The 24,599-nt window shown below is 72.8% G+C and carries 24 protein-coding genes and 1 pseudogene; 11 read left to right on the forward strand and 14 right to left on the reverse strand.

The features are described 5' to 3' along the window. Positions 1-55 precede the first annotated feature (55 nt). Together ACQPXS_RS05900 and ACQPXS_RS05905 are read right to left on the reverse strand one after the other, a co-directional pair. Positions 56-424 (reverse strand): hypothetical protein, encoded by a 369-nt coding sequence (locus ACQPXS_RS05900; protein WP_433447620.1) that lies wholly within the window; start codon positions 422-424, stop codon positions 56-58. A 240-nt stretch (positions 425-664) separates the two neighbouring features. Beyond that, complete coding sequence (locus tag ACQPXS_RS05905; RefSeq protein WP_433447622.1) at positions 665-1,195, reverse strand: hypothetical protein; 531 nt, start codon at positions 1,193-1,195, stop codon at positions 665-667. Positions 1,196-1,412: 217 nt separating this feature from the next. On the opposite strand from ACQPXS_RS05905, the gene ACQPXS_RS05910 reads away from it, so the two are divergent. From ACQPXS_RS05910 to ACQPXS_RS05920, 3 genes are all read left to right on the forward strand, one after another. Beyond that, positions 1,413-1,901: a DUF1360 domain-containing protein gene (locus ACQPXS_RS05910; RefSeq protein WP_433447624.1), complete on the forward strand. Its 489-nt coding sequence runs from the start codon at positions 1,413-1,415 to the stop codon at positions 1,899-1,901. 377 nt (positions 1,902-2,278) lie between these two features. Then, positions 2,279-2,722, forward strand: coding sequence for a DUF2267 domain-containing protein (locus tag ACQPXS_RS05915; RefSeq protein WP_433447626.1), 444 nt, complete (start codon positions 2,279-2,281; stop codon positions 2,720-2,722). 189 nt (positions 2,723-2,911) lie between these two features. Beyond that, positions 2,912-3,280 (forward strand): ANTAR domain-containing protein, encoded by a 369-nt coding sequence (locus tag ACQPXS_RS05920; RefSeq protein WP_433447628.1) that lies wholly within the window; start codon positions 2,912-2,914, stop codon positions 3,278-3,280. Between the two features lie 18 nt (positions 3,281-3,298). On the opposite strand, the gene ACQPXS_RS05925 is transcribed toward ACQPXS_RS05920, so the two are convergent. Continuing rightward, positions 3,299-3,448, reverse strand: a complete 150-nt coding sequence (locus tag ACQPXS_RS05925; RefSeq protein ID WP_351801667.1) for a hypothetical protein — start codon at positions 3,446-3,448, stop codon at positions 3,299-3,301. Positions 3,449-3,809: 361 nt separating this feature from the next. On the opposite strand from ACQPXS_RS05925, the pseudogene ACQPXS_RS05930 reads away from it, so the two are divergent. Continuing rightward, positions 3,810-4,242 (forward strand): annotated as a pseudogene (locus ACQPXS_RS05930) (nitroreductase family protein); the annotation flags it as partial. Positions 4,243-4,464: 222 nt separating this feature from the next. Next, positions 4,465-5,631, forward strand: a complete 1,167-nt coding sequence (locus ACQPXS_RS05935) for an AI-2E family transporter (RefSeq protein WP_433447630.1) — start codon at positions 4,465-4,467, stop codon at positions 5,629-5,631. A gap of 84 nt (positions 5,632-5,715) precedes the next feature. Here the strand turns inward: ACQPXS_RS05935 and ACQPXS_RS05940 are convergent, their stop codons facing one another. Continuing rightward, entirely contained in the window at positions 5,716-6,273 is a 558-nt protein-coding gene (locus ACQPXS_RS05940) for a TetR/AcrR family transcriptional regulator (protein ID WP_433447632.1), read from the reverse strand. Positions 6,274-6,379: 106 nt separating this feature from the next. Here ACQPXS_RS05940 and ACQPXS_RS05945 point away from each other — a divergent pair, with 106 nt between their 5' ends. Next, positions 6,380-7,537, forward strand: coding sequence for an FAD-dependent monooxygenase (locus ACQPXS_RS05945; protein WP_433447634.1), 1,158 nt, complete (start codon positions 6,380-6,382; stop codon positions 7,535-7,537). Between the two features lie 220 nt (positions 7,538-7,757). Here the strand turns inward: ACQPXS_RS05945 and ACQPXS_RS05950 are convergent, their stop codons facing one another. Continuing rightward, entirely contained in the window at positions 7,758-8,414 is a 657-nt protein-coding gene (locus ACQPXS_RS05950) for a M56 family metallopeptidase (RefSeq protein ID WP_433447636.1), read from the reverse strand. A gap of 447 nt (positions 8,415-8,861) precedes the next feature. Here ACQPXS_RS05950 and ACQPXS_RS05955 point away from each other — a divergent pair, with 447 nt between their 5' ends. Next, entirely contained in the window at positions 8,862-10,007 is a 1,146-nt protein-coding gene (locus tag ACQPXS_RS05955) for an FUSC family protein (protein ID WP_433447638.1), read from the forward strand. A gap of 66 nt (positions 10,008-10,073) precedes the next feature. Here ACQPXS_RS05955 and ACQPXS_RS05960 read toward each other — a convergent pair whose 3' ends face one another. Continuing rightward, positions 10,074-10,868: an SDR family NAD(P)-dependent oxidoreductase gene (locus ACQPXS_RS05960; protein WP_351801671.1), complete on the reverse strand. Its 795-nt coding sequence runs from the start codon at positions 10,866-10,868 to the stop codon at positions 10,074-10,076. A 77-nt stretch (positions 10,869-10,945) separates the two neighbouring features. Next, a complete protein-coding gene (locus ACQPXS_RS05965) occupies positions 10,946-11,449 on the reverse strand; it encodes a molybdenum cofactor biosysynthesis protein (RefSeq protein ID WP_433447641.1) in 504 nt (167 codons plus the stop codon). Between the two features lie 223 nt (positions 11,450-11,672). Between ACQPXS_RS05965 and ACQPXS_RS05970 the strand changes: the two genes are divergently transcribed. Next, complete coding sequence (locus ACQPXS_RS05970; protein ID WP_433447643.1) at positions 11,673-12,314, forward strand: LysE family transporter; 642 nt, start codon at positions 11,673-11,675, stop codon at positions 12,312-12,314. Positions 12,315-12,414: 100 nt separating this feature from the next. On the opposite strand, the gene ACQPXS_RS05975 is transcribed toward ACQPXS_RS05970, so the two are convergent. The 4 genes from ACQPXS_RS05975 to ACQPXS_RS05990 all read right to left on the reverse strand — a co-directional run bounded on the left by ACQPXS_RS05975 (position 12,415) and on the right by ACQPXS_RS05990 (position 16,926). Next, positions 12,415-13,251: a lysozyme gene (locus tag ACQPXS_RS05975; protein ID WP_433447645.1), complete on the reverse strand. Its 837-nt coding sequence runs from the start codon at positions 13,249-13,251 to the stop codon at positions 12,415-12,417. Between the two features lie 151 nt (positions 13,252-13,402). Next, positions 13,403-15,259: a M1 family aminopeptidase gene (locus ACQPXS_RS05980; protein WP_433447647.1), complete on the reverse strand. Its 1,857-nt coding sequence runs from the start codon at positions 15,257-15,259 to the stop codon at positions 13,403-13,405. Positions 15,260-15,480: 221 nt separating this feature from the next. Then, positions 15,481-16,137 (reverse strand): maltokinase N-terminal cap-like domain-containing protein, encoded by a 657-nt coding sequence (locus ACQPXS_RS05985; protein ID WP_433447649.1) that lies wholly within the window; start codon positions 16,135-16,137, stop codon positions 15,481-15,483. A gap of 168 nt (positions 16,138-16,305) precedes the next feature. Then, entirely contained in the window at positions 16,306-16,926 is a 621-nt protein-coding gene (locus ACQPXS_RS05990) for a hypothetical protein (protein WP_433447651.1), read from the reverse strand. A gap of 147 nt (positions 16,927-17,073) precedes the next feature. Here ACQPXS_RS05990 and ACQPXS_RS05995 point away from each other — a divergent pair, with 147 nt between their 5' ends. Continuing rightward, entirely contained in the window at positions 17,074-17,991 is a 918-nt protein-coding gene (locus ACQPXS_RS05995; RefSeq protein WP_433447654.1) for an SGNH/GDSL hydrolase family protein, read from the forward strand. Between the two features lie 266 nt (positions 17,992-18,257). Here the strand turns inward: ACQPXS_RS05995 and pgm are convergent, their stop codons facing one another. Further along, positions 18,258-19,898 (reverse strand): phosphoglucomutase (alpha-D-glucose-1,6-bisphosphate-dependent), encoded by a 1,641-nt coding sequence (gene pgm, locus ACQPXS_RS06000; RefSeq protein ID WP_433447656.1) that lies wholly within the window; start codon positions 19,896-19,898, stop codon positions 18,258-18,260. 159 nt (positions 19,899-20,057) lie between these two features. On the opposite strand from pgm, the gene ACQPXS_RS06005 reads away from it, so the two are divergent. Next, positions 20,058-20,675, forward strand: a complete 618-nt coding sequence (locus ACQPXS_RS06005) for a DUF4328 domain-containing protein (RefSeq protein WP_433447659.1) — start codon at positions 20,058-20,060, stop codon at positions 20,673-20,675. Between the two features lie 10 nt (positions 20,676-20,685). Here ACQPXS_RS06005 and ACQPXS_RS06010 read toward each other — a convergent pair whose 3' ends face one another. Then, entirely contained in the window at positions 20,686-21,528 is an 843-nt protein-coding gene (locus tag ACQPXS_RS06010) for a chitosanase (protein ID WP_433447661.1), read from the reverse strand. A 157-nt stretch (positions 21,529-21,685) separates the two neighbouring features. Next, positions 21,686-23,236, reverse strand: a complete 1,551-nt coding sequence (gene proP, locus ACQPXS_RS06015) for a glycine betaine/L-proline transporter ProP (RefSeq protein WP_433447663.1) — start codon at positions 23,234-23,236, stop codon at positions 21,686-21,688. A gap of 181 nt (positions 23,237-23,417) precedes the next feature. Between proP and mgrA the strand changes: the two genes are divergently transcribed. After that, on the forward strand, positions 23,418-24,461 hold the full coding sequence (gene mgrA / locus ACQPXS_RS06020) for an L-glyceraldehyde 3-phosphate reductase (protein WP_433447665.1): 1,044 nt from the start codon (positions 23,418-23,420) through the stop codon (positions 24,459-24,461). Positions 24,462-24,599: the final 138 nt, after the last annotated feature.

The following is a 24,599-nucleotide window of genomic DNA, read 5'->3' on the forward strand; positions in this document are numbered from 1 at the left end:
CGCGGGGGTGACGTGAAGCACCGCCGCGCCCTTTTGTCCGCCTCCGTCGGGTCTCTCAGGTCTCTTCCTCCATTCGGATCGCGTTCCGCAGTTCCTCGAAGGCCCGGCTCCCGTCCTCGGCGTGGGCCTCCAGGAGCGCGCCTGCGATCGCGTCGAGCTTGCGCTGGATCGCGTGCTCGGCCCGCATCTCGGCGTTCTTCAGCAGGGCGAGCAGCAGCAGGGTGACCGCGGTCATGGACTCGCCCGCCAGCAGGAGCAGTTCGAGCCGCAGGTGCGCGACGTGCGCGGCGACGAAGAAGCCGACGAGCAGCAGGCAGAAGAAGAAGAACACCGGCGAGCTGGTGAAGCTGGAGGCGTACTCCGCGAACTGCTCGAACCGGCCGCGGCCCGTCCCGCCGCGGTGCACGGGGTTCTTGAAGGCCATGGCCGAGCCTCACCCCGGGGTGGGCGGGACCGTCCCGCGGACCGCCGGGCCGTCGTACGGCGGCCTCGGCCACGGCCCGGATCCGGCAGGGTTCGCCCTGCCGTCGACTGGCACGCGCATCGCCTTCGCCTCCCTGCCGTCGCCCGGAGCCGGCCGCTCTGCCGGCCACGACCCCGGATCAGCTCCGCAGTACCCCCGCGGGGGGCATACGACACCGGGACGGTCCGGCGGATCGCGGGCTCAGGCGGCGAGGGTGCGGCCCGGTCCCAGCCGGTCCAGGAGCTGGTCGAGGTGGAGCTCGGCCACGGGGGCGAGGAGGTCGGGGTGCCGCAGCAGGGCGGCGGCGCGCCGGTCGCCGTCGTCCGGGGCGAGCAGGCGCCGGAACTCGGCCGGCGAGCCCGGGCCGTGCTCCCCGTCGGCGAGTGCGGCAACGGCCAGGCCCGCCAGCTCGGGATCGGTGAGCAGGCCGGCCGCCCAGCTGGCCACGACCTCGTCCACCCAGGTCCGCCAGGCCCAGTCGCCGTCCGCGTCCTCCTCGCCGGTGCGCTCGGCACCCGTGACCCAGTCCAGCCGGGCGGCGCCGCCGGGACCGGCCATCGTGACCAGCGCCGCGTCGATCTCGGTCGGGTAGCGCAGCCGTGCGGCGACGGTCACCGCCTGCCGGGCCTGCGCCTCGCAGAGCGCGCAGGCCAGCGCGCCGCCGCTCGGCGGATAGGCGACCGTCAGCCAGCGCGACGTCGCAGCGATGAGGGGGGACAGATCAGTGAGCACAGCCGGGCCGTCCGGGAGGCGAAAGGGGAACAGGGGCTCGACGCAACGGTAGCCCGGCACCGGGCAGGACAGGGAGAGTGTGCGAACCAGGTCATATGTGGTATCCCCCACGCCGGCCCACCTCCGCCGCGTGACCCCGCCCCTTGTCCCCGTGTCGCTCCGCGGCCCCGGGGAACTCGTTGCTGGCCACGGCAGCACACGCACCGGAGGTGAGGGCATGCCGGACACAGGGCAGTACGACGACCAGGGCGACGTCCCTCTCGCCGGGTACGCCGTCCTCGCCGCCGTCTTCACGGCGAGCGCCGGGACGTACGCGGTGCTGGCCCGCCGCCGGGGTGTCCGCCTGCCGCAGGAGCTTCCGGCGTGGGACGTGGTGCTGCTGGGCACGGCGACCTACAAGGCGTCCCGGCTGCTGACGAGGGACAAGATCACGAGCTTTCTGCGGGCGCCGTTCACCCGCCGTACGGATGACGGCGAAGCGAGCGAGGTCGTCGACGAACCGCGCGGCGACGGGCTTCGGCGGGCCGTCGGTGACCTGTTGTCCTGCCCGTTCTGCACCTCCGCATGGGCCGCCGGCGCCCTGGTGTGCTCCTACGCGGCCGCTCCCCGCCTCACCCGCCTGGTCTGCGGTGGCCTCGGTGCGCTGACGGTCGCGGACTGGCTGCAGTACGCCTGGACCTGGACCCAGCAGAACGCCGAGAGCTGAGCCGGCGGCCCGGGCGGACGGCAGTACCCGCTCGTCGTGCGACGCCGGCCCCGCCGGATCCTCGGCGCCCTCCGGCTCCAGCAGCACGCGGGCCGCGTCGTCCGTGCCTGATCCGCAAACCTAGCCGGGTGCAGGTCGCCGACCGGGGTGTGCGTGCGCGGTCCGGCGCCCTTCTGTTCCGCCGCGCACGCCTACCCCGCGACGGGACCGCGACTCCACCGGGCCGGGTACCGGCGGCGGCGACCGGGTACTCGGCCGGGGCCGTGGGAGGCCCCGGCCGACTCCGGTGACGGCGCCGTCGGCCGGGAGCGGGTTGCTGCCCCGCCCGCGGCGAGGGGGCACCGCCGTCAGGACTTCGTGAGGAAGGAACCGGCCTCATGCACCACGACGAGATGATCGGAAAGGTGCAGGCGCTGGCCCAACTGCCGGACCGGGGTTCGGCCGAACGGGCCGCGCACGCCGTCGTGAGCACGCTGTCGGAGCGGCTGCCGTCCGGGCTGGCCCGGCATGTGGCCGCACAGCTGCCGCCGGACATGGCGGCGGCGATGCGGGAGGCGGCCGACGCGTCGGCCGGGGCCGACTCCGGCGCGTCGGGCGAGCGGTTCGGGCTGACCGTCTTCGCCGGACGCATCGCCGACCGGGCGGGCACCGACGAGGACACGGCCCTGCGCGACGCCGCCGCGGTGATGGAGGTGCTCGACGCCGCGCTGGCCCCGGAGCTGACCGAACGGATGGCCGGCGCCCTCCCCGCCGACATCCGTGACCTGCTTCCGGTGGGCCGGGCGGCCGAGAGCGGCCGCGGCGGCCCGGAGGGACGATAGCGCGCTGGCCGGGCCGGAATCCGGCGAACCGGAGAGGCACGGCGGGGCCGGGTCCGGCGCACGGGTGTTCACGCCCTGCGGCATGGCTCAGGCGGCGTGATAGTGCGCCGCCCTGCTGGTTCAATTGTGTGCAAGCGCCCATCGAGGGCAGCCGTGGCAGTAACGCTTCCGACCCCGCAAAGGTGCTCCATGGCCTTCTTCGCTCTCTCCCGGCAGCAGCCGCTGGTCCTGCTCTCCTCGACCGAGCTCGCGGCGGAGTACGACCGGCTGGTGATCGAGAACGAGCAGTTGCAGCGCGCCGTGTCCTCGCACGCGGTGATCGACCAAGCCATCGGAGCCGTGGTCGTCGTCGGGCAGATCGCGCCGGAAGAGGCCTGGCGGGCGCTCAGGGACGTCTCCCAGCGCACCAACACCAAACTGCGGATGGTCGCCGAGCACATCCTGGACTACGTGCAGGGCGGCACACTCCCCGAACCGGAGCGGATCGAGCTCGGCAAGGCGATCCTCCGCTACCGGCGCTGCACCGGCCTGGACGACCGCACGGCGACGGGCCGATAAGAGCCCGCCGGCGACGGATCAGCGGCGGCCCGCCCTCAGACGGCGGTGCCGGCGGGGCCTGGTGCGGCGGGCCGTCGGGGGACGCAGGATCCAGCGGTCCTCGACCTGGTCGAGGCCGAACAGCAGGATCGTGAGGACGGGAAGCAGCAGCACGGCGACAGTGATCACTGGCTGATCCCTTCTGCCGACGACGCCCTCCGGGTGCCCCGCCCCTGCCGGGCCATCCACGGCGGTTGTGAATGTCCTGTGAGCGCCTGCTGCCGGCACCGGTCGCCGACGGAGATCTGTGGTGTGAGCGCGCAGGTGGGGCCGCCGTGTCGAGCAGGTGTTCGTAGGGGGGACATGTGGAGGCGGGGATCGGCACGGAGGCGGCGGCCGGGCGTGCCGTGCCGTCGGTCGGCCAGGCCGTCGAGCGTGTTCCTCGGGCAGGATCGGCAGGTCGAGGCCGGGTGGGACGGCCTTCGGTCACATGCGACGGTCGGCCCGCGTCAATGCTGCGGAAGGCGGAGTCGGCCCGGAGGCCATGCAGGTGGATGTGTACGAGGTGGTGGCGAGCCGGCGGGCGGGCGGGCCTTCACGGACGAGCCTGTCCCGCGCGCGGCGCTGGTGCGGGTCCTGACCGCCGCCGCGCGCTCGCCCTCGGGCGGCAATCTCCAGCCGTGGCACAGCCATGTGCTCACGGGTGCCCCACCGGCCCAGCTGAAGAAGCGCACCGCCGCACGTGCGGCGGCCGGTGATCCCGGGGACGAGCGGCAGTACCGGATGTATCCACCGCAGCCGAAGTCTCCCTACCGGGAGCGGCGCTCCGCGGCGGCCGCCCAGCGTTTCGGGCGCTCGGGATCCGGCGCGCGGACGCGGAGGCCCGCCGGACGGCCGTCGCCGCGAACTGGCGCCGTTTCGGAGCTCCGTGTCTCCTGCTGTGCCACCTCGACCGGGACATGGGCGCGGCGCGGTGGGCCGACAAGGATCCCCCGGCGCCGTTCCCCCGTATCGACCGGGCGCCGCTCGCGGAGGTCGTCACATTCCTCGTCGACGCGCAGGACGACGACGATCCGGCCATGGAACGTGCCCGTTCGGGGGAACCCGCGCGCGGGCGCGTTGCGCGCGCCCCTCTCGCGACGTCCGCTTACGGTTCTCTACAAGTGACCGACCGTCATCAGGGGTGACGGAGAGGAGCCGGAGCGGTGGGCGATGCGCGTCGGCGGGCGGCCGGGCCGGACGGCCGGCGCCGCAGGGGGCGGGTGCTGGGCAGCCGGCCGGCGTACACCGTGCGGCTCCCGGCCGTCCCGCGCACCGAGCCGGTGCCGGCGGCCGAGCGGACGGTGCCGTGGCTGCGGGTCGGGGCGGCCTACGCCTGGCGGCTCATCCTCATCGGGGTCGTCGTCTACGGCGTCTTCAGCATCCTCGGCAGCTTCCAGCTCATCGCCGTGTCCCTGTTCCTCGCGCTGGTCGTCACCTCCGTGCTGCGGCCGCTGACGGACCTGCTCAACCGATTCCTGCCGCGGCCGCTGTCCGTCGCCGTGGCGCTGCTGGGCAGCATCCTGCTCCTGCTGGCCCTGCTCGCCCTGGTGGGCAACGCCGTGGCGGGCGAGTCGGCCAGACTGACGGGCGAGTTCCGGGGCGGGGTGCACCGCATCGAGCAGTGGCTCCAGCGGCCGCCGTTCCGGCTGAGTCCCGGTCGGCTGTCCGAGCTGGAGAACCAGGTGACGCATTACCTGGCCGCACACCGGTCCAGCCTGCTCAACCGTGCCGTCAGCGGGCTCAGCCGGGTGGTCGAGCTGGTCACCGGGGGCGCGCTCGCGCTGTTCGCCTCGGTGTTCTTCATCCACTCCGGCGAACGCCTGTGGCACTGGATCCGCGACCAGCTCCTGCCGACCGGCGCCCGTCCGGCGTGGGACCGGGCGGGGTGGGCCGCTTGGCGGGCCTTCGCCGGGTACACCCGCGGCATCATCATCGTGGCCGCTACCAACGCCGTGCTCGTCGGTATCGCGCTGCTCGTGCTGCGGGTGCCGCTCGCGCTGCCGCTGACGCTGCTGGAGTTCTTCGCCGCGTTCGTGCCACTGGTGGGCTCGCCGGTGGCGCTCGCCGTCGCGACCATCGTCGCGCTGGCCGGGCGGGGGCCGCTGACGGCTCTGGCCGTGCTGGCGCTGATCGTCGTGATCGGCCAGCTGGAGGGGCATGTGCTGCATCCGCTGGTGATGAGCTGGGCGGTACGGCTGCATCCGCTCGTCGTCGCGGTGTCGGTGATCGCCGGCAGCATCATCGCCGGGGTGATCGGCGCCGTGGTGGCCGTGCCGCTGGTGTCGGTGGTCTGGGCCGTGCTGCGCGCCCTGCGAGCGGTGCCGCCATGACCCCAGGCCACCGTCAGCTGCCCTGGGTCTCGAGGGACATATCCGAGCACGGTTCCACCACCGGCGCCGCCGTCGTCGTACCGCTCAGCTCAGGGCCGCCGCCACGAGTCCGCAGATCTCCTCCTCCGACACACCGCCGCCGTTCACCAGCCGGTCGAAGACCAGGCCGTCCACGCAGGTCAGCAGCGTCACCGTCCGTTGCTCCGGGTCGGCGACGCCCTGCGCGGCGAGGAAGTCGCACAACGCCTGCCGCGCCGGGTTCTCGCGCGGGACCAGGATCTCGCGCAGTTCGGGATGGCGCGCGCTCTCGACGGCGCACGCGTAGCGGGCCAGGGAGCGTCGGCGTCCGTCCCCGGTGAGCCGCGCCGCCGTGAAGGCGGCGAGTCCCGCCACCACGTCACCGGCGGTCCGCAAGGGCGGCGTCCGCGCCCCGATCTCCTGCAGTTCGGCCTGGTCGAGCCCCACCAGGCGCCGGACCAACGCGGTGAGCAGGGCCTGGCGGGTGCGGAAATAGGCGGATGTGGTGCCGGGCGGCAGCTGAGCCGCCCGGTCCACCGCACGATGGGTCAGCCCCCGCAGGCCGGCGTCGGCGAGGACGCCGATGGCCGCGTCGGCGAGAAGAGTACGTCGGTCTGTGGACACCCCCACGTTCTACACCCCCGCTTCTACAGCCGTAGAACCCGCTGTAGGGTCTTCGCCGATGCTTCTACATCTGTAGAAGGACGGGCGCGAACCGAGGGGGTCCGGCATGGGCGGTACGGCGGTGGTGGTCGGGGGTGGCATCGGCGGGCTTGCGGCGGCGATCGGCCTGCGCCGGATCGGCTGGGACGTACGGGTCATTGAGCGGGCCGGCACCCGCGCCGACGCGGGCGCGGGCATCTCGCTGCACGCCAACGGCCTGCGCGCCCTGGACGCCCTCGGCGTCGGCGCGGCCGTGCGCGCGGCGGCACGCCCGCAGTACACCGGCGGCACCCGCACCCCGGAGGGCCGCCGGCTGGCGCGGATGGACGGGTTCGCCCTCGAACGCGCGCTGGGCACGCCGATCGTCGGCATCCGGCGCGCGGTCCTGCACCGTCTGCTGCGCGAGGCCCTGCTGGCCGAGAGCCTGCTCATCGGCGTCACCGTGCCCGCACTGGACCGCTCGGCCCCCGACCGGGTGGGCGTGCCGGTCGGGGACGGGGTGCTGGACGCCGACCTGGTCGTCGCGGCCGACGGGGTGGGCAGCAGGCTGCGCGGACTGCTGTTCCCCGATCATCCCGGCCCGGTCCACGCCGGCTCGACGGTGCTGCGGGCCGTGACCGACCGGCCGCTGGACCTGCGCACCGACTTCGAACTGACGTGGGGCGAGGGTGCGGAGTTCGGGCACATCTGCTTCTCCGACGGCCGGGCCGAGTGGCACGCGGTGCTCACCGCTCCACCCGGTGTCCGCCACGCCGACCCGCTCGGCATGCTGCGCCGGCGCTTCGGCGGCTGGCACGAGCCGATCCCCGCCCTCCTGGACGCGACCCGGCCGGAGGACGTGCTCCACCACGACATCCACGAACTGGTCACGCCGGTGCGGTCGTTCGTCGCGGGCCGGGTGGTGCTCCTCGGCGACGCGGCGCACGCCATGACACCGAATCTCGGCCAGGGCGCCTGCCAGGCCCTGGAGGACGCGGCCACGCTGGCCGCCGCGCTCGCCACGGAGCCCTCGGTCGCCGCGGCGCTGGCCCGCTACGACGCCGAGCGCCGCCCGCGCTCGCAGGCGGTCGCCCGTGCGGCCCGGCAGGCGGGCCGGATGGGCCAGCGGCTGTCCCATCCGCTGGCCGTGGCCTTGCGCAACACCGCGCTGCGGCTCACCCCGTCCCGGGTGACGATGCGGGCGATCCTCCGGCACGCCGACTGGACGCCGCCCAGCCTGGGCTGACCTGCCCGCGGGGGGCGCCCAGGGCGTTTCCTCCGGTCATCGGATCGTCGGTGCGGGCGTGCCTCAGACCGACGCGCAGTGGGCGCGGGCAGCGCCGCTGTTCCCCGATCGGGCGCCGAAGCGGGGCGGGCGGCGGCGTGGCGACCTTCGCCCTGCTCGTCCCGGCCCGCCGAACCGATCCCAGGCCGACGTGTCGGCGGGCGGGTGCGGACACGCGGTTCTACGGACGGTGTTCGCCGCGCTCACCCCGATGGCGCGGGCCGCAGCAGAAGGCGGGCCCGTGCCGGTGGTCGCCCCTCGGCGCCGTGCTCGCCGTGCCCACCGGCACCGCACACCGCGCCCGCTTCGCGCTGTCGACCATGCGATCGCTGTCGGAAGCCGCGTCGGCCAGGCTCGCCCGGCACACCGTCAGCAAGAGGGCGCCGGCCAGGAAGGGCAGGCTGCGGCGGGCAGGGGGCGGCGCCAGCAGAGCCCGAACGCGCTGGGGCACTTCCCCACCGGTCACGGCCAGCGAGGCGGGCCGGGAGGCACCGGCTGACGCGAGTGCGGCGCGCCCGACGGCGCGGGCGACGACCACGCGGTCGCCCACCTGCGCGGCGGCCTCCTCGTCGGCCCAGCGCTCCAGGACGAAGGCGCCGGTGTCGGTCAGGGGACGCAGCAGCGGGTTCAGGGCAGCCGTGGGCCGCCACAGGCCCAGGAAGAGGTGGTGCCGTCCGCGCGGATGGGCTCGTTCGTGCGCCAGCAGGGCCTCACGCTCGCCGTCGCCGAGACGGCGCAGCATGCCCCGGGACACCACGATCCGGCACAGCCAGTGGACGGTGGGTCCGTGGCTGTTCCGGCCGTACGCCGTGTGCTCGGTCTTCTCGGTGATCCTCACCTCGGGCCAGGACAGGAAGACCTCCGGCGACGGCCTTCACACCGGCGCCGTACGGACCGCCCAGCAGGCCCCCGCCGACGCTCCCGCGTGCCGACCACGGATACGCTCCCCCAACCCGCGTACTGCCGCAGCCCGTTCGGCCCTGCCCAGCGCCTCCTCGTCGGCCTCCGCTCTCCGCGTGCCCCAGCCCATCGCCCGCCTCCCCGGCTGCTCACGGCATGTCGTCCGGTTCCTCTCCAGGGCGGCGGTCGCCCAACCGGCGGGGCTGCTCCTGGCCGGCCGGCACGGTGATCCTGCGGGGCGAGGTCTCGGCGCACGCGGCCGCCACGCCACCTGAACAGGACCGACGGGCGGTGAAGGCGCGTAGGGGGGTAGGCCGCTGGTCACCCGGAAGGTATGCGATGCGGGCGGACGGTGCGCGGGCGTGTCCAGGGTGGCACCCGGCGCGTGCGAGTGACGTGGCAGGCGCTGGGGCGGGAGGCGACGGCCGCGGCGCACGGTCTGGCGCGAGCGTGGGCCGGACCGTGCCGGGAGCGCGATCTGGCCGCGCAGGCGGTGAAGGCGGCCCTGGCCGCATGGCTGGCCTGGGCGGTGGCCGGCTGGTGGCTGCACGCTCCGATGGCGTTCGTCGCGCCCTGGGTGGCGGTCGTCCTGGTGGAGTCGACCGTGTACCGGTCGATCGCGCACGGGCTGCAGCAGCTCGCGGCGATCGCGGCCGGCACGGTCGTGGCCACTGCGGTGGCGCTGCCGCTGCGCGACACGGTGGCCGCGATGGCCGTCGTCCTGCCCCTCGCGATGCTGCTCGGCCAGTGGCGGCGCCTGGGCAGTCAGGGCATCTACGCGGCCACCGGCGCCCTCTTCGTCCTGACCGGCGGATCCGTCACCGTCGCCACCTCCGCGGCCCGGCTCGCGGAGGCCCTGTTCGGGGCCGTGGTCGGCATCGCCGTCAACGCGCTGGTGCGGCCGCCGCTGTACTTGCGGGACAGCAGGGCCGTGCTGAAGGACGCGACCGAGGAGGCCCACGACATCCTGCTGGCGGTCGCCGAGGGGCTGGCCAAGGGACGCTGGGACGCCGAGGAGGCCGATGCCCGGCACGAGCGGGCCCTGCGGCTGCACCGGCTCGTGGAGCAGGCCCGCTCCTCGGTCGAGTGGGGCCGGGAGAGCCTGCGCGGCAACCTGCGCCGGCGCACCGGCGCCGCGCCACCGCCCGGCAAGGGGTACGACGACGCGATCCTGGTGCTGGACTACGCGGCCGTGCACACGGCGGGCGTGACCCGCACCGTGCTGGAGGCCGCCGCCGAGCATCTCGCGGCACCCCGGCCGCACCCCGAACTCGCGCACCGCTACGCCGAGTTCCTGCGCCGCACGGCACACGCGCTACGGCTCTACAGCCACAGCCGGTTCGGTGACGACCGCGACGGGGACGAGGACGAGCTGAGCGCGGCCGTGGCGCGGTTGCGCGCGACGCTGAACGAGCTGCGCCGGGACCTGGTCCGTGCCACGAGGGACGACCCGGACGAGGTCGCGACGTACGGCGCCCTGCTCGCCCAGGCCCACCGGCTGGCCGATCAACTGGCCGTCTCGGGCACCTGACCGGGCCCGGTCACCAAGCGGGCGAGACCGCCGGCGGGACGCCCGGCCGGGGGGCGGGCAGGGCGATCACAGCGTCTTGACCTGACCGCCGTCGATGGTGAACTCGGCTCCCGTGATGTTGCCCGCCAGCGGGGAGGCGAGGAAGAGTGCCAGGTCGGCGACTTCGTGCGGCTCGGTGACCCGCCCGGTGGAGATGCCCATGCTCTGCGGCACGACGACGTCGATGGCTTCCTGCGCGGTGGTGCCGGCCTGGGCCGCCGTGGCGTCGGCGAAGCCACCCGGCGCGGTCCAGAACGGAGTGCGAACCGGCCCCGGGGCGATCGCGTTGACCCGGACGCCCTGGGGCGCGAACTCCTCGGACAGCGACTTCGTCAGGCTGGCCAGCGCGGCCTTCGCCGCGGAGTAGTCCACCACCGCGGGGAAGGGCAGGCGCGCGTTGATGGAGCTGATGTTGACGATGGAGCCGCCGTCCGCGGCCAGCAGGTGGGGAAGCGCCGCGCGGCTGGTCCGGACCGCGCTGAACAGGGTCAGGTCGAAGATGCGCTGCCATTCGGCGTCGTCGATGTCCAGGAAGCTCTGCCGGGGCGTCGCGGCACCCAGGTTGTTGACCAGGATGCCGACCCCGCCGTACCGCTCCACCGCGACGCGGACGAGTGTGCGGGGTCCGTCCGCGGTGGCCAGGTCGACCGGGACCGCGGTGACGCCGTGCTTTTCGTGCAGCCCTTCGAGTTCCGGGGTGACGCTTCGGCTGCCGGCGACGACGTGCACGCCCTCACGGGCGAACGCCTCGGCGAGGGCGAGGCCGATGCCCTTGCTCGCTCCCGTGACGACAGCGACATTGTCCTTGAGCTGGAGGTCCATGGCGGTCCTTGTCCGGGTCGGCCCCCCGCACCCACGGTAGGCGGTTCCGGCATCACCGGCTCATCGAGCAGGGCTGCCTAGGCGTGGCCCGGCTCGCGCACCCCGAACAGGGCCGGCCCCACGGTGAGGATGCCGTCGGTCAGGGGGCGGCAGCGCACTCCCCCGCCGCCGCGCAGCGCGCGCTGCGCGCCGGGGCCGAGGGTGCTGTCCATCCAGGCACAGGGCCTGGCCGCGCTGCGCACCTCGAGTTCCACGGGACCGGTGCCGCTGTCGAGGAAGACGGTCGCGCCGATGCAGGCGTCGATGTCGATGCCGCGCAGCAGGACGTTGCGCCGGGTGCGCAGCAGGTCCGCCGGGTGCGGACCCGACTGCGGAAGCCGTTCGACGGCCATGAGGGTGATCGAGGCGTTGCGGTGGGCGGCCTGGTTGAAGTACCGGTCGCCGACGAGCCCCAGCCCGGCGCGCACCTCTGCGGTCGTCACCAGTTCCCCGGAGGGCAGTTCGGGCATTCCGTCGCCCGGCCGGCCCGCGAGCCGGTGCACCGGGGAGACCAGCAGCTGGAGGATTTCGACCTGGAACACACAGCGAGCCTACGACGGCGCCGGCCTGCCGCTGAGGCGGGGCGGTCGCAGCGGGACACCCTGCGCCTGCCACCGCCGAAAAGAAGTTGTCCGGGCGGCCGCACTGCCGCCACGATCAGCGCATGATTTCGCTGACCGCCTTCCTGCCGTCCACCGCCGCCGACCGATCGGTGAGCGGCCGACAGCAGCGCGGCCCCCGGCGGAGGCCTACGCCCGCGCACGCATGACCGCGGCACTGGTCGCGGGGCTTCTCGCGGGCTACGGCATCGCCGTGCCCGTGGGGGCCGTCGGGACGTATCTGGTGGCGTTGACCGCTCGGACCTCGTTGCGGATCGGCGCGTGTGCCGCCCTGGGGGTCGCTACGGCCGACGGCCTCTACGCGCTGATCGCCGTGCTCGGCGGCTCCGCGCTGACGCACGCCGTCGAGCCGATCGTGCATCCCCTGCGCTGGACCGCCGGAGCGGTGCTCGTCGTGCTGGCGGTCCACGGCGCGGCAACGGCGATCGCCCACCACCGCACGCCGCGGACGGCCTCCCGTGCCGACGAGACTCCCCTCCGCCCCGCCCGGGCCTTCCTGGGTCTGTGGGGCGTCACGATGATGAACCCCCTCACCGTGGTCTACTTCGCGGCTCTGGTGCTGGGCAGCCAGACCTCGGCGGCACCGGACCACCTCGAACGGGCCGTGTTCGTCCTGGCCGCCTTCGCGGCGTCGGCCAGCTGGCAACTCCTCCTGGCCGGCGGCGGAGCCTTGCTCGGCCGGCTCCTGACCGGCAGCCGCGGGCGGCTCCTCACGGCCCTGGCATCCAGTGCCGTCATGACGGCACTGGCCCTTCGCGTGCTCTTCGCACACGGCCACCAGGGATGACAGGTGGGTACGCGTGCCTGGGCCGGAACGGTCCGCGCAGGTTCGAATGCTGCCCTCTGCGCCCGATCCTGACGCCGCGCCGGGGGTGCCCGGCGCGGCGTCAGCTGGCCGCGAAGGACTTCAGCTGGTCCAAGGGGCCGTTGAAGCGGTCGTGGTCGCCGACGGTCTTGCCGGAGGACGTGTACTGCCACATGGTGTACGACGACCAGCCCGACGGCAGCGTCCCCGCGGTCGAGGCATAGCGGGCGATCCACAGCGGGTTGCCGCCGAAACCGGCGTAGTCGCCGGTGCACTGGGTCCACCAGCTGGTCGCCGTGTAGATGACGGCGTCCCGTCCGGTGCGGGACTTGTAGCGGTTCAGGAAGTCGCGGATCCAGCCGACCATGCCGCTCTTGGACTTGCCGTAGCAGGCGTCGCCGTAGGGGTTCCACTCGATGTCGAGCGCGCCCGGCAATGTCCTGCCGTCGGCGGTCCAACCGCCGCCGTGCGCCAGGAAGTAGTCGGCCTGCGCGGCACCGCCGGCCGAGTCGGGGGTGGCGAAGTGGTACGCCCCGCGGACCATGCCCAGGCTGTACGGGCCGTCGTACTGCTGGGCGAAGTAGGGGTTGGTGTAAGAGGAGCCCTCGGTGGCCTTCGCGTACGCCCAGGTGGTGCCGTCGGCCGACAGGGTCGGCCAGTCGACGTCACGCTGGTGGCTGGAGACGTCGACTCCTTCGGTCTGGCTCCCCCGGGTGGTGGCCGACTCGTAGGGGCCGCGTCCGTCATGGGCCAGGACGCCCATGCCCATGTACGCGCTGCCGCGCGGGGGTGTGTCCGGGGCCGAGTCGGACTGGGCCGCGGGGCTGGACAGGGCGAGGAGGAGGCCGGTCAGGGTGCCCGTGAGGGCAAGGCGTGAGCGGCCGCGCTGAAGGGATATGGAGCTTCGCACGGAAACCATCTGACCCGTGGTCGGGCCGTACCGCACTCCGGGTACCGCCAACGAAGCCATCTTCGGCCGCGTTTGGTCCGTATGGGTGGCCCCCGGGTGGCGTACGGGCCGGTCGTGGGAGTCACCCGGGGGTGCGTCCCACGACCGGCCCCTCGCCGGATCAGCCGTCGATGCGGTGCTGGGTCCAGAAGGAGGTGAGGTCGGTGCTCGTGGCGGCCTGGGCGGCGGCCTTGAACTCGGCCGTGGTGGACACGCCGTACCAGTGGGCGGTCGCGTAGTCCTTCAGCAGCTTGCTCATCGCGGTGTCGCCGAGGACGCGGCGCAGGTCGTGCAGGGCGCACTTGCCGTAGCCGTAGACGACGGTGGAATAGCGCGAGGAGTGCGCGTCCCAGTAGGCCATGGAGTTGGTGATCTTCTCGGCGCTGGAGGCCCAGGAGACGCTGCTCCAGCAGTTGCCGCCGGTCTTGCCGAGGGCGAGGTCGGTGGCGTAGTCCGTGAACGCCTCGTCCAGCCAGGGGCTGTTGTACTCGTCGTCACCGACGATGCCGTACCACCACTGGTGGCCGATCTCGTGGGTGAGGGCGGTGGTGCTGACCACGTCCAGGACGAACCCCGGGTACTCCATGCCGCCGAACCAGTAGTTGTTGTCGATCACGGCGTCCAGTTCGCCGTAGGGATAGGCGCCGAAGCGGGCCGCGTGGGCGTCCACGGCGCTCTTGGCGGTGCTCAGCATGGACTGGGCGCTGGAGGAACTGATGCCCGAGACCGAGTAGACGTTCACCGCGACACCGGCCGCCGAGGTGCCGGAGATCTTGGCGAAGGGCCCGGCCGCCCAGGCGAAGTCACGGACCTTCGGCGCCGTCGCCGTCGTGACCGTACGGCCGCTGGAACCGGGCGTGTCGGCGGAGGTGCCCGTGGCCGGCACCAGTAGGCCGCTGGGGTGGTCCAGGGTCACCTTGAAGTCGGCGGCCAGGGAGTAGAACGACTCGCCGTTGTCCGTGTACGGGTCGAGGTGCCAGCCGGCGCCGTCGCGGACCGCGAGGACGGGCAGGGCGTTGCCGATGAAGCTGTAGGCGCCGTCGTGGCCGAACCGGTCGGCGCCGCTGGGCACGGTGATGCCGAGGTCGAAGCCGATGGTGGCGCTCTGGCCCTGGGCGAGCGGGGCCGGCAGAGCGATCTTGAGCGCGGTGCAGTCCACGGAGGGCGCGCCCGCGGTGCCGCCGGTCACGTTCGTGACCCGGATCGGCATGGCGTCGCAGGTGCCGTGGTAGTTGTCCCACAGCCTCAGATAGACCTCGTTCAGCGCGGTGGCGGAGGCGTTGCTGAAGGTCGCGCTCTCGTGCCCGGTCCAGACCGTGCCGCTCGTGTCGCTGCTGAGGTTCACGGTGTACGAGGGCGAGGCCGGGGTGCGCGTGGAGTCGCCCGGCGGGGGCACGCTGCCGCCGGAGGTGTCGAGCGCGACGTCGTCGAGGACGAAGCTCGTCTGGAGGCTGGAGTCCTCGGTCCCGGTGAAGGAGAGGGTGACGCTCTGCCCGGCGTACGCCGACACGTCGATCGACTTCCGGACGTACCCGGTGGTGTCGTCGAGGTTCGAGTAGGTGGCCAGCGTGGTGCTGCCGATCTTGGCCGTGAGCTTGTCGTACGCGACGGAGGAGGTGGTCTCGTCGGTGTCGATGTGCAGCCAGAAGGTGAGGGTGGCCGCGTCGCAGCCGGCCGGGATGGTGACGCTCTGGCTGAGGGTGTCCGTATGGGTGCCGCCGACTCCGTCCAGCCAGGCGTAGGAGCTGCCGCCGTGGGCGGTCTGTCCCAAGCGGCTGGTGATGACGGTGGAGGAGGACGCCGACCAGGGCGAAGTCCCGTTCTCGAAGCCGCCGTTGCCGACGACCTGCGCCGGAGTACAGGCGGCGGGTGCCGCGGCCGGCCGGGCCGCGGCGGGCGTGCCGGGGAGCACGAGGGCGGCCACGACGGCGACGGTGAGCGCACCGGCGCCGAGGACCTTGTGGGGGGTCGATCTCACACGCTACTCCTTTGCGGCGGCCGGGATTCCCGGCCTGCTCGATGGCCGCCGGCCGGCTGGGGTACGCCGGGGCGGCCGCTGACGGGGGTTGCGCGATCGCTGCACCGGCAGGTGCGCCGCGCCCTTATGGGGTCGGGCGCGGGATGCCGGACTTTTGAGAGAGTGCCAGATTTGACCGGACCATGCCAGAAGCGTGGCGGCGCTTTGCGTGAAGGCGCCGGTCAGTCGGTGCGCAACGTCACGAAGACCGCCGTCAGCACGGTGCCCTGCGGGTCCTGCCAGCCGCGCGCCACATGGCCGACCGCTCCCACCGGGCACGGGGGCGTGTTCTCGGGGACGGGGTCCAGGACCCGGTGGACGTGGAGGACCGTGCCGTGCGGGGCGGGGATGCGGGTGCCCTCCTGGTCGTCGGCCGGCTCGGCGCTGAAGCCGTCCAGGGTGAAGGGGCCGCCGGTGCAGGAGCGGATCACCTCGGGGTCGGGGGCACCGTCGACGCTCTGGGCCTGCGCCTGGGCCCTGCCCTCGATCAGCGACAGCAACTCGGCGACCAGCACCGGGTCGTGGCAGCCGTCGTACACCCAGCGCTTGCCGAGTACGCCGTGCTCCAACGTGCCCACCAGTGCGTGCTCCGACCCCTCCAGCGGCGCGCCGCGATAGGTCAACGGGACCATGTAGGCGGTCGGTTCGGGGGGGGAGGTGTCGGTGGTCACCATGAACTCGATGCCGACCTCGCCCTCCGGGTCGTCCAGCCGGAAGCCACCGGACTTGGTCAGCACCGGGGCGCCCGGACCGCCGCGGTACCAGGGGCGCGAGGGCAGCCAGTCGGTGAGCAGCTCCAGCTTTGTGGGCTTGAGCGTGGTGTGGTGGATGATGGCCATACCGGCAGGGCTCCTCCGTGGTACGGATGCTGACCCGCACCAGCCTCGCACACGTTCCCGCACGTCATCCGCCCGCCGCGGTCGGCGATGGGCTCAACTCGGCCCAGGAATCGCGCGGTTCACCCAACAGCCCTTCCGCGGAAAGGCGTTGGAAGCCGAGCCCGCCGCTCACCTCCTTGCCCTCCCTCCCGCCGGAAACCCGTGGACGCCCGGCCCGGCGAGGGCGTCGTCGTCCGGGATGTCGAGCGGGCAGATTCCCCAGTCCCGGGCGATGGTCATGACGTCCTGCTCGTTCGGCATGGCGGCGTGCCACTCGTCCCAGTCGGACTCCTCCCACTCCTCCCAGCCGTCCTCCAGCCAACGCGTCCCGACCCCCGACTCCCGTTCGACGGGAGTGGGTTCGCCGAGGTGGAAGGGCACGTCGCCGTGTGCGCCGTGATAGCAGTAGGCCCGGACCAGCCGGCCCTCCTCCACCTTGGCCCAGGCGTGGCAGTCGCCGACACGGTCCGTGCAGAAGAACTGCAGGTCGCCCAGGCGGGCCGCGAGGGCGAGCAGCCAGTCGGGGAAGTCCGGGCCTTCGGGGCCCCGACCCGGGGTGAGATCGACTCGACCGTGGGCGAGGGTCCAGCCGTCGACGGGACCGGCGACGTAGACGCCCTCGCGGTAGGCGGCCTCGGTGCCCTCGGTCCAGCCGACCTCGCGCCGACCGCCCAGCGCGAGCGCGTCGGCGACCTCCGCCACCGTGGCACCGCGCACCCCGAGCCAGGACGTCTTGTACCCGAATCCCATGACCTGCTCCCCGACAGCGCCTGAACTCATTGCTTCCCGCTTCTGGTCCGCGAGACCTACCGGACGGTATACAGACCCAGTCGAAAGCGCGAGGGCCGCTCCGCGGAGCCGGCGCCGTGCGATGAAACGGCCTCAGGGGGAGGATCCATGGCGAACGGCACGGGTGCGGCGGGCGGGGCGAGAGGCCGGCGGGGAGCCGCCGTAGTGGGGGCGGCGCTGGGCGGTTGCGTCCTCGTCGCGGCCGCCACGGCACCGGCCTCCGCGCACTCCGCGGGACACGGACACGGCATCGACTACGTCGCCCTCGGCGACTCCTACACCTCGGGTCCCGGCATCCCGCAGCAGGCGGACGCCAACTGCGCCCGCTCCGACCACGATTACCCCTCGCTGGTGGCGGACGGGCGTCAGGTGAGCACCTTCGAGGACGTCAGCTGTGCCGGAGCGACGACCGCCGAGATGTGGCAGGCGCAGGGCACCAACGCACCCCAGCTCGACGCCGTGCACCGGGACACGGACCTGGTGACGGTGCAGATCGGCGGCAACGACGTCGGCTTCGGCCCGATCATCAACACCTGTGCCCACCTGGCCGCCCAGGACCCGACGGGCAACCCCTGCGAGCGCTCGTACAAGGCGTCCGGCTACGACCAGCTGGCCCTCGCGATCGCACAGGCCGCGCCCAAGGTCGACCGGGTGCTGCGGGCCGTCCACGCGAGGGCGCCGCACGCGCGCGTGGTCGTCGTCGGCTACCCGGACCTGCTGCCCGACGACGGCAGCGGCTGCTTCCCGCAGGTGCCGTTCGCGCAGAAGGACTTCCCCTACCTGCGGGACACCGAGAAGCGGCTGAACCTGATGCTGCGCCTGGTGGCCGGGGTGAACCGGGCCGAGTACGTGGACACTTACGGCCCCACGGTCGGGCACGACATGTGCAAGGCGCCCGCGGACCGCTGGATCGAACCCCTCCAGCCGGCCGCGCCCGCCGCCCCGGCGCACCCCAACGCCAAGGGAGAGCAAGCCATGGCACAGGCGGTGCTGAACAGGCTGGAGGAGGGCCGGGGCCGCGACTGACCGGGCCGGGCCGGATTCTGTGGCGGAGCGGGACGGCCCCGCGAGGCCGGGCCGGACTTTGGCAGGGCTGGGCCTCGTCGCAGGGGCCGGGGCTCCCGGGTCGTGGCCGGACCCGTTGTCAGGGCCGGACCGCGCCGCCGGCGCACCCGGCCCCGGCGCGCCGCAAGGGTCGTCGCCGCGTGCCGGGCCGCCCTCGGCACCTGCCGTCGGTCCGGCACGCGCACCGGGTCGGCCCGGCCCCTTCGCGGAGGCCGCCCGCAGTTGACTCAGCCGTCGAGCGCGCCCAGCACCACGGCCTGGGCCTCCTGCTGCACCCGGGCGAGGTGGTCGGGGCCGAGGAAGGACTCGGCGTAGACCTTGTACACGTCCTCGGTGCCCGAAGGGCGGGCCGCGAACCAGGCGTTCTCCGTGGTGACCTTGATACCGCCGATCGCGGCGCCGTTGCCGGGCGCCTCGGTCAGGACGCCCGTGACGGCCTCCCCGGCGAGCGTGTCGGCGGTCACCTGAGCGGGTGACAACTTGCCGAGCAGCGCCTTCTGTTCGCGGGTCGCGGGCGCGTCGATGCGGGCGTAGGCGGGTTCGCCGAAGCGGGCCGTCAGGTCGGCGTAGTGCTCCGAGGGGGTCCGGTCCGTGACGGCCGTGATCTCGGAGGCGAGCAGGGCCAGGATGATGCCGTCCTTGTCGGTGGTCCACACCGAGCCGTCGCGGCGCAGGAAGGAGGCGCCGGCGGACTCTTCGCCGCCGAACCCGATGGCACCGCAGACCAGTCCGTCCACGAACCACTTGAACCCGACCGGAACTTCGACCAGTCGACGGCCGAGGTCGGCGGCGACCCGGTCGATCATCGTGGAGGAGACCAGCGTCTTGCCGATGCCGGCACCGGCCGGCCACTGGTCCCGGTGGCGGTACAGGTAGGAGATGGCGACCGCGAGGTAGTGGTTGGGGTTCATCAGGCCCGCGTCCGGGGTGACGATGCCGTGCCGGTCGGCGTCGGCGTCGTTGCCGGTGGCGATGCGGAACCGGTCGCGCTGCTCGATGAGGGAGGCCATCGCGTACGGCGAGGAGCAGTCCATGCGGATCTGGCCGTCCCAGTCCAGCGTCATGAACCGCCAGGTGGGATCGGTGTGCGGGTTGACCACGGTGAGGTCGATGCCGTGCTGTCCGGCGATGCGCCCCCAGTAGGCGACGGAGGCCCCGCCGAGCGGGTCGGCGCCGATGCGCACACCGGCCGCGCGGATCGCGTCCAGGTCCAGCACGCTCGGCAGATCGCCGACGTACGCGCCGAGGAAGTCGTACCGCCCGGTCGTCTCCGCGGCGAGCGCCCGTGCGTACGGCAGTCGGCATACGTCCTTCAGGCCGCCGGTGATGATCTCGTTGGCCCGGTCCTGGATCCAGGAGGTGGCGTCGGAGGCAGCCGGGCCGCCGCTCGGCGGGTTGTACTTGAAGCCGCCGTCGGCGGGCGGGTTGTGGGAGGGGGTGACGACCACGCCGTCCGCGAGTCCGGTGGTGCGGTTCCGGTTGTGGGTGAGGATCGCGTGCGAGACGGCGGGGGTCGGCGTGTAGCCGTCGGCGCTGTCGATGAGCACGGTGACGCCGTTGGCCGCGAACACCTCCAGCGCGGTGACCTTCGCGGGCTCGGACAGGGCATGGGTGTCGGCACCAAGGAACAGGGGGCCGTCGGTTCCCTGCGCCGAGCGGTACTCGCAGATGGCCTGGCTGGTGGCGGCGATGTGGTCCTCGTTGAAGGCAGTCGCCAGGGACGAGCCCCGGTGCCCGGAGGTGCCGAACGCCACCCGCTGTGCCGGGTCGGCCGGGTCCGGGTGCAGTGCGTAGTACGCCGTGACCAGCCGGGCCACGTCGACAAGATCCTCTGGACCGGCCGGCCGGCCGGCTCGCTCGTGCGGCATGAGTCCGTTCCTCCGAGTCGTCGGATCGATCGCTCACCGCCCATCTTTCCTCGTCAGGGCCCTGACACGCGAGTGGGCACCGGCCTATGATCCAGTGCTCGGATCTTCGCGCCGTTCCGCCGCCCGTGCCGGGCGCCTTCCACAGACAGGTCTTCAGCCGTGACCGCATTCGCCGCCCAGGCTCCTTGGTTCCTCGCGCGTTGCGCCCAGTTCGCCGTGGCAGCGGCGGCCGGCGGCGAACTGGTCCGGGCGCTGACGGCCCGTGCTCATCTGCTGCATCCGGAGACGACCACGGCGTCCGATTTCGGGCAGGTGTCGATGATCTTCGTGAACGTGGAAACGGCGGCGATCGTGTTGTTCCTGGTGTGGTTCGCCCGCTGCCGGCGCAACGCCGAACTGCTCTCGCCCGGCCGGGTTCCCGGTTCCGTCACCTGGGCGGTCCTCGCCTGGCTGATACCGGTGTTCAACCTCTGGGTGCCTCGCGGGCTGGTGCAGGACGTTCACCGCGCGAGCGCGCCTGACGGCGCCGGCCCCGGCCGCTCGGACGCCCTCGTGAACGTGTGGTGGGCGGCCTGGATCGGACACGGGGTGCTGAACTTGGCGGGCGCGCGCCTGGGCGGCGGCGCCTCGCTGCCGCTGCTCGTGGTGGCGCAGACCCTCGACGTCCTGGCCGCCGTCCTGGCGATCGTCCTGATCCAGCGCATCACAGCGCGACAGGCCGCCGGGCGGACCGTGACTCCGGTGCCCGCGCCCGCCGGCCTGCCCCACGCCTCTTAGCGGCCGCCGGTCAGCCGATGTGGTAACTGTCCCCGTACACCTTCCAGTCGAGCGGGGTGCGCAGGTCGAGGTTGCCCTTGCGCAGGAAGACCCGCTGCTCGGTGTCGACACGGCTGGTGTTGCTGTGCGCCTCCTCCTGCTTCATGGCCCAGACCCGGGCGTCGAGGAAGGCGTTGAGGTACGTCGTCTCGTCGCCGCCCTGCGCCGGCGGCTTGGCGCTGCGCAGGGCCCGCCCCCGGATGTTGCGGAAGCTGGTCGGGTCGTCGCCGTCACCGTGCATGACGATGGCGTCGTAGTAGCAGAACTGGCCGAGGGTGCGCAGGCCGTCGGCCTTGCCCTGGGCGACCGCCGGGTTGAAGTAGACGCGGTCGCGCTCGTCGTTCTGGCACTGCTGGAACACGGTGTCCTGGGCGGCCTTGCGCCAGTCCTTGGGGTAGTTGGGGTCGAGGCCGCTGTGGGAGTCGGTGCCGTTGACCTTGCGCAGGGCGGGCAGGTACTTGGCGAGGACGTTGCCGGGCTTGCGGTCGGCGTACAGCTGGACCAGGTCGAGCATGTCGCCGGTGCCGGAACAGAAGCCGATGATGCCGGCGGTGTAGCCGCGGCCGTCGCCGATGTCCTCGATGTACTTGTACTGCGCCTTCCAGTCGAGCGAGGAGTTCTCCGCGCTCGACACCAGTTCCATGGCGATCTCCTTCTTCGCCGGGTCGTCGAGGCCCGATGCCGCCGCCGGGGCGGCGATCGCGCGCTGGGTGGCGAGCAGGGCGCCGGAGGCGACGCCTGCGCCGAGCAGGGCGACGAGGGTCCGGCGGGATATGCGGGCGGGGGTTGCGGTCTCGCGGTCTGCGTTCACCACAGGGCTCCAAGCGGGAGTGGGGGGTGGGTAGTTGGTCCGGCTGATCCGCGTCCCAAGACATTGGTAGGAAAGTTTCCTATCAAACACGCGACGGCTCGGTAACCAGGCTCGCCAGAAGTTCGTACGATCGAACGAGGCCGGCTCGGACAGGCACGCCTCAGGTGCGCCGCGCCCCGTCCCGCTGCTGCACGAAGGCGTACAACTCCCGGGACGCCGTGATCAGTTCGCCCCGCTCCTCCCGCGAACCGACCATCGGCTGCGAACCCTTGAGCGGCACCTGGGCGGTCTCGGGCAGGAACTTCACCGTCAGCAGGCCGATGACCCCGGCCAGCATCAGGTAGTAGGCCGGCATCAGGTCGTCACCGGTGGCCGTGACCAGCGCGGCGGTCACCAACGGGGTGGTGCCGCCGAAAGCGGACACGGCGAAGTTGAAGCCGATACCCATCGCGGCGTAGCGGACGGCGGTCGGGAACAGGGCGGGGAGCGTGGCCGCGCTCGGTGCGGCGAAGCACGCCAGCAGGGTGGCCAGCAGCAGCACACCGAGGATCGGCGGCCAGGTGCCGTGCGCCTTGATCAGCTGGAACGCGGGAACGGCCAGCACGATCATCGCGGCGGCGGCCACGGCGTAGACCGGGCGCCGGCCGACGCGGTCGCTGAGCCGGCCGATGAAGGTGATCAGCACGACGATCCACAGCATGCCGACGAGCACCAGGAGGTCCGCGGAGCCGCTGGAGCGGTGCAGCGTCTCGGTCTGATAGGTCGGCAGATAGCCGGTGACCATGTAGTTGGTGACGTTGTACAGCAGCACCAGACCGACGCAGACGAGCAGTTCGCCCCAGTGGCTGCGGATGATGTCCTTGAACTCGCTGCGCGCCGATTCCTGCGCCACGGCCTTCTCGTGTTCGTCCAGCTGCTGCCGGAAGGCCGGGGACTCCTCCAGCTTGAGTCGCATGTAGAGGCCGATCACGCCGAGCGGTCCGGCGATCAGGAAGGGAATGCGCCAGCCCCAGGACAGCATCTGGTCATCCGTCAGGGCGAGGTTGAGCACGGTGACCAGGGCCGAGCCGAGGGCGTAGCCGACGAAGGTGCCGAAGTCGAGCCAGCTGGAGAGGAATCCGCGCCTGCGGTCCGGCGAGTACTCGGCGACGAAGGTGGTCGCGCCGCCGTACTCCCCGCCGGTGGAGAAGCCCTGGACCATACGGGCCAGCAGGAGCAGTACGGGTGCGGCGATGCCGATCGTGGCGTACCCGGGGACGACTCCGATGGCGAAGGTCCCGACCGCCATCATGATCATAGTGGTGGCGAGCACCTTCTGCCGGCCGACCCGGTCGCCGAGCGGCCCGAAGAACAGGCCGCCGAGCGGCCGGACGACGAAGGCGGCAGCGAAGGTCGCGAACGAGGAGATGACCTGCGCGGCCGGGGAGGCGCCGGGGAAGAACACCTTGCCGATGGTGGCGGCGAGGTAGCTGTAGACACCGAAGTCGAACCACTCCATGCAGTTCCCGAGCGCGGAGGCGCCCACGGCGCGCCGGAGCAGCGGCCGCTCGACGACCTGCACGTCGTCCTTGCCGAACGCGCGTTGGTTGCGGCGGAGCCTGCGGGCCAGCTCCTCGCGGACCTGGCGGGGCAGCCGTGCCACGGCCTGGGGCGTGTCCGGGCCGCCCCGACCCTGCCGCTGCCGCTGCCGCTCCGAACCGGCACCGCTCACGAGCGCCTCCTTCCCTCACGCCACCGGTCACCGCCTGCCCCGACGGTCGATTCAGAAACGGAACCGCTCAATCCCATCCGGTACGGCGGTTGGACTTGCGCGGCGCGCGGGAGCAGGGTGGACGGGCCCTTCCGCGCGCGGAGGGGCGACTCCTACGGCACCACCACCCGGAGAGGACCCGATGACCCACGTCGCGGACCCCACACGCTACGACGGCACCATGCAGTACCGGCGCACCGGCCGCTCGGGGCTGGACCTGCCCGTCCTGTCCCTGGGCTACTGGCACAACTTCGGCGACGACCGTCCCTTCGAGACCCAGCGCGAGATCGCCCTGCGCGCCTTCGACCTCGGGATCACGCACCACGACCTGGCCAACAACTACGGTCCGCCGTACGGCGCGGCCGAGCTGAACTTCGGCAGGCTGCTGCAGCGGGACCTCGCGCCGTACCGGGACGAGCTGGTGATCTCCACCAAGGCCGGCTGGGACATGTGGCCCGGTCCCTACGGGCAGGGCGGCGGCTCCCGGAAGTACGTGCTGGCCTCGCTGGACCAGTCGCTGCGCCGGATGGGCGTGGACTACGTGGACATCTTCTACTCCCACCGGCTGGACGCAACCACGCCGCTGGAGGAGACGATGGGGGCGCTCGACACGGCCGTGCGCCAGGGCAAGGCGCTGTACGTCGGCATCTCCTCCTACGACGCCGAGCGCACCCGGCAGGCGGCGGCGATCCTGCGGGAGCTGGGCACCCCGCTGCTGATCCACCAGCCGTCGTACAGCATGGTCAACCGCTGGATCGAGACCGACGGCCTGCTGGACGCGGCCGAGGAGGAGGGTTTCGGCGTCATCGGCTTCACGGCTCTCGCCCAGGGCCTGCTGACCGGCCGCTACCTGGAGGGCGTGCCGCAGGACTCGCGGGCGGCCCGGGGTACGTCGTTCGACGCCTCCTGGCTGACGGACGACATGCTGCAGCGGCTGCGCGCCCTGAACGACATCGCGGCGCGACGCGGCCAGACGCTGGCGCAGATGGCGCTGGCCTGGGCGCTGCGCGACCAGCGGGTGACGAGCCTCGTCATCGGGGCCTCCCGCACCGAGCAGCTGGAACAGAACGTCGCCGCGCTGGAGAACCTCCGCTTTGACGCGGAGGAGCTGGCCGAGATCGACAAGTACGCGACCGACGGCGGCGTGGATCTGTGGCGTGAGGCGCGACTGGGACAGCTGGGGTAAGGGGGGCTGGCGATTCCACCGGGAAGCGAAATTCAGTGAGAATCGTCACAGAGTTCGGAATAAAGCAGACATAATGGACGTCATAAAAGGCAGCGTTGTCAGCGCGGACGACAGCGCCCTCGTGTTCTCGCGTGACTT

The sequence above is a fragment of the Streptomyces sp. CA-142005 genome (genome assembly GCF_050942335.1).
Taxonomy (GTDB): Bacteria; Actinomycetota; Actinomycetes; order Streptomycetales; family Streptomycetaceae; genus Streptomyces.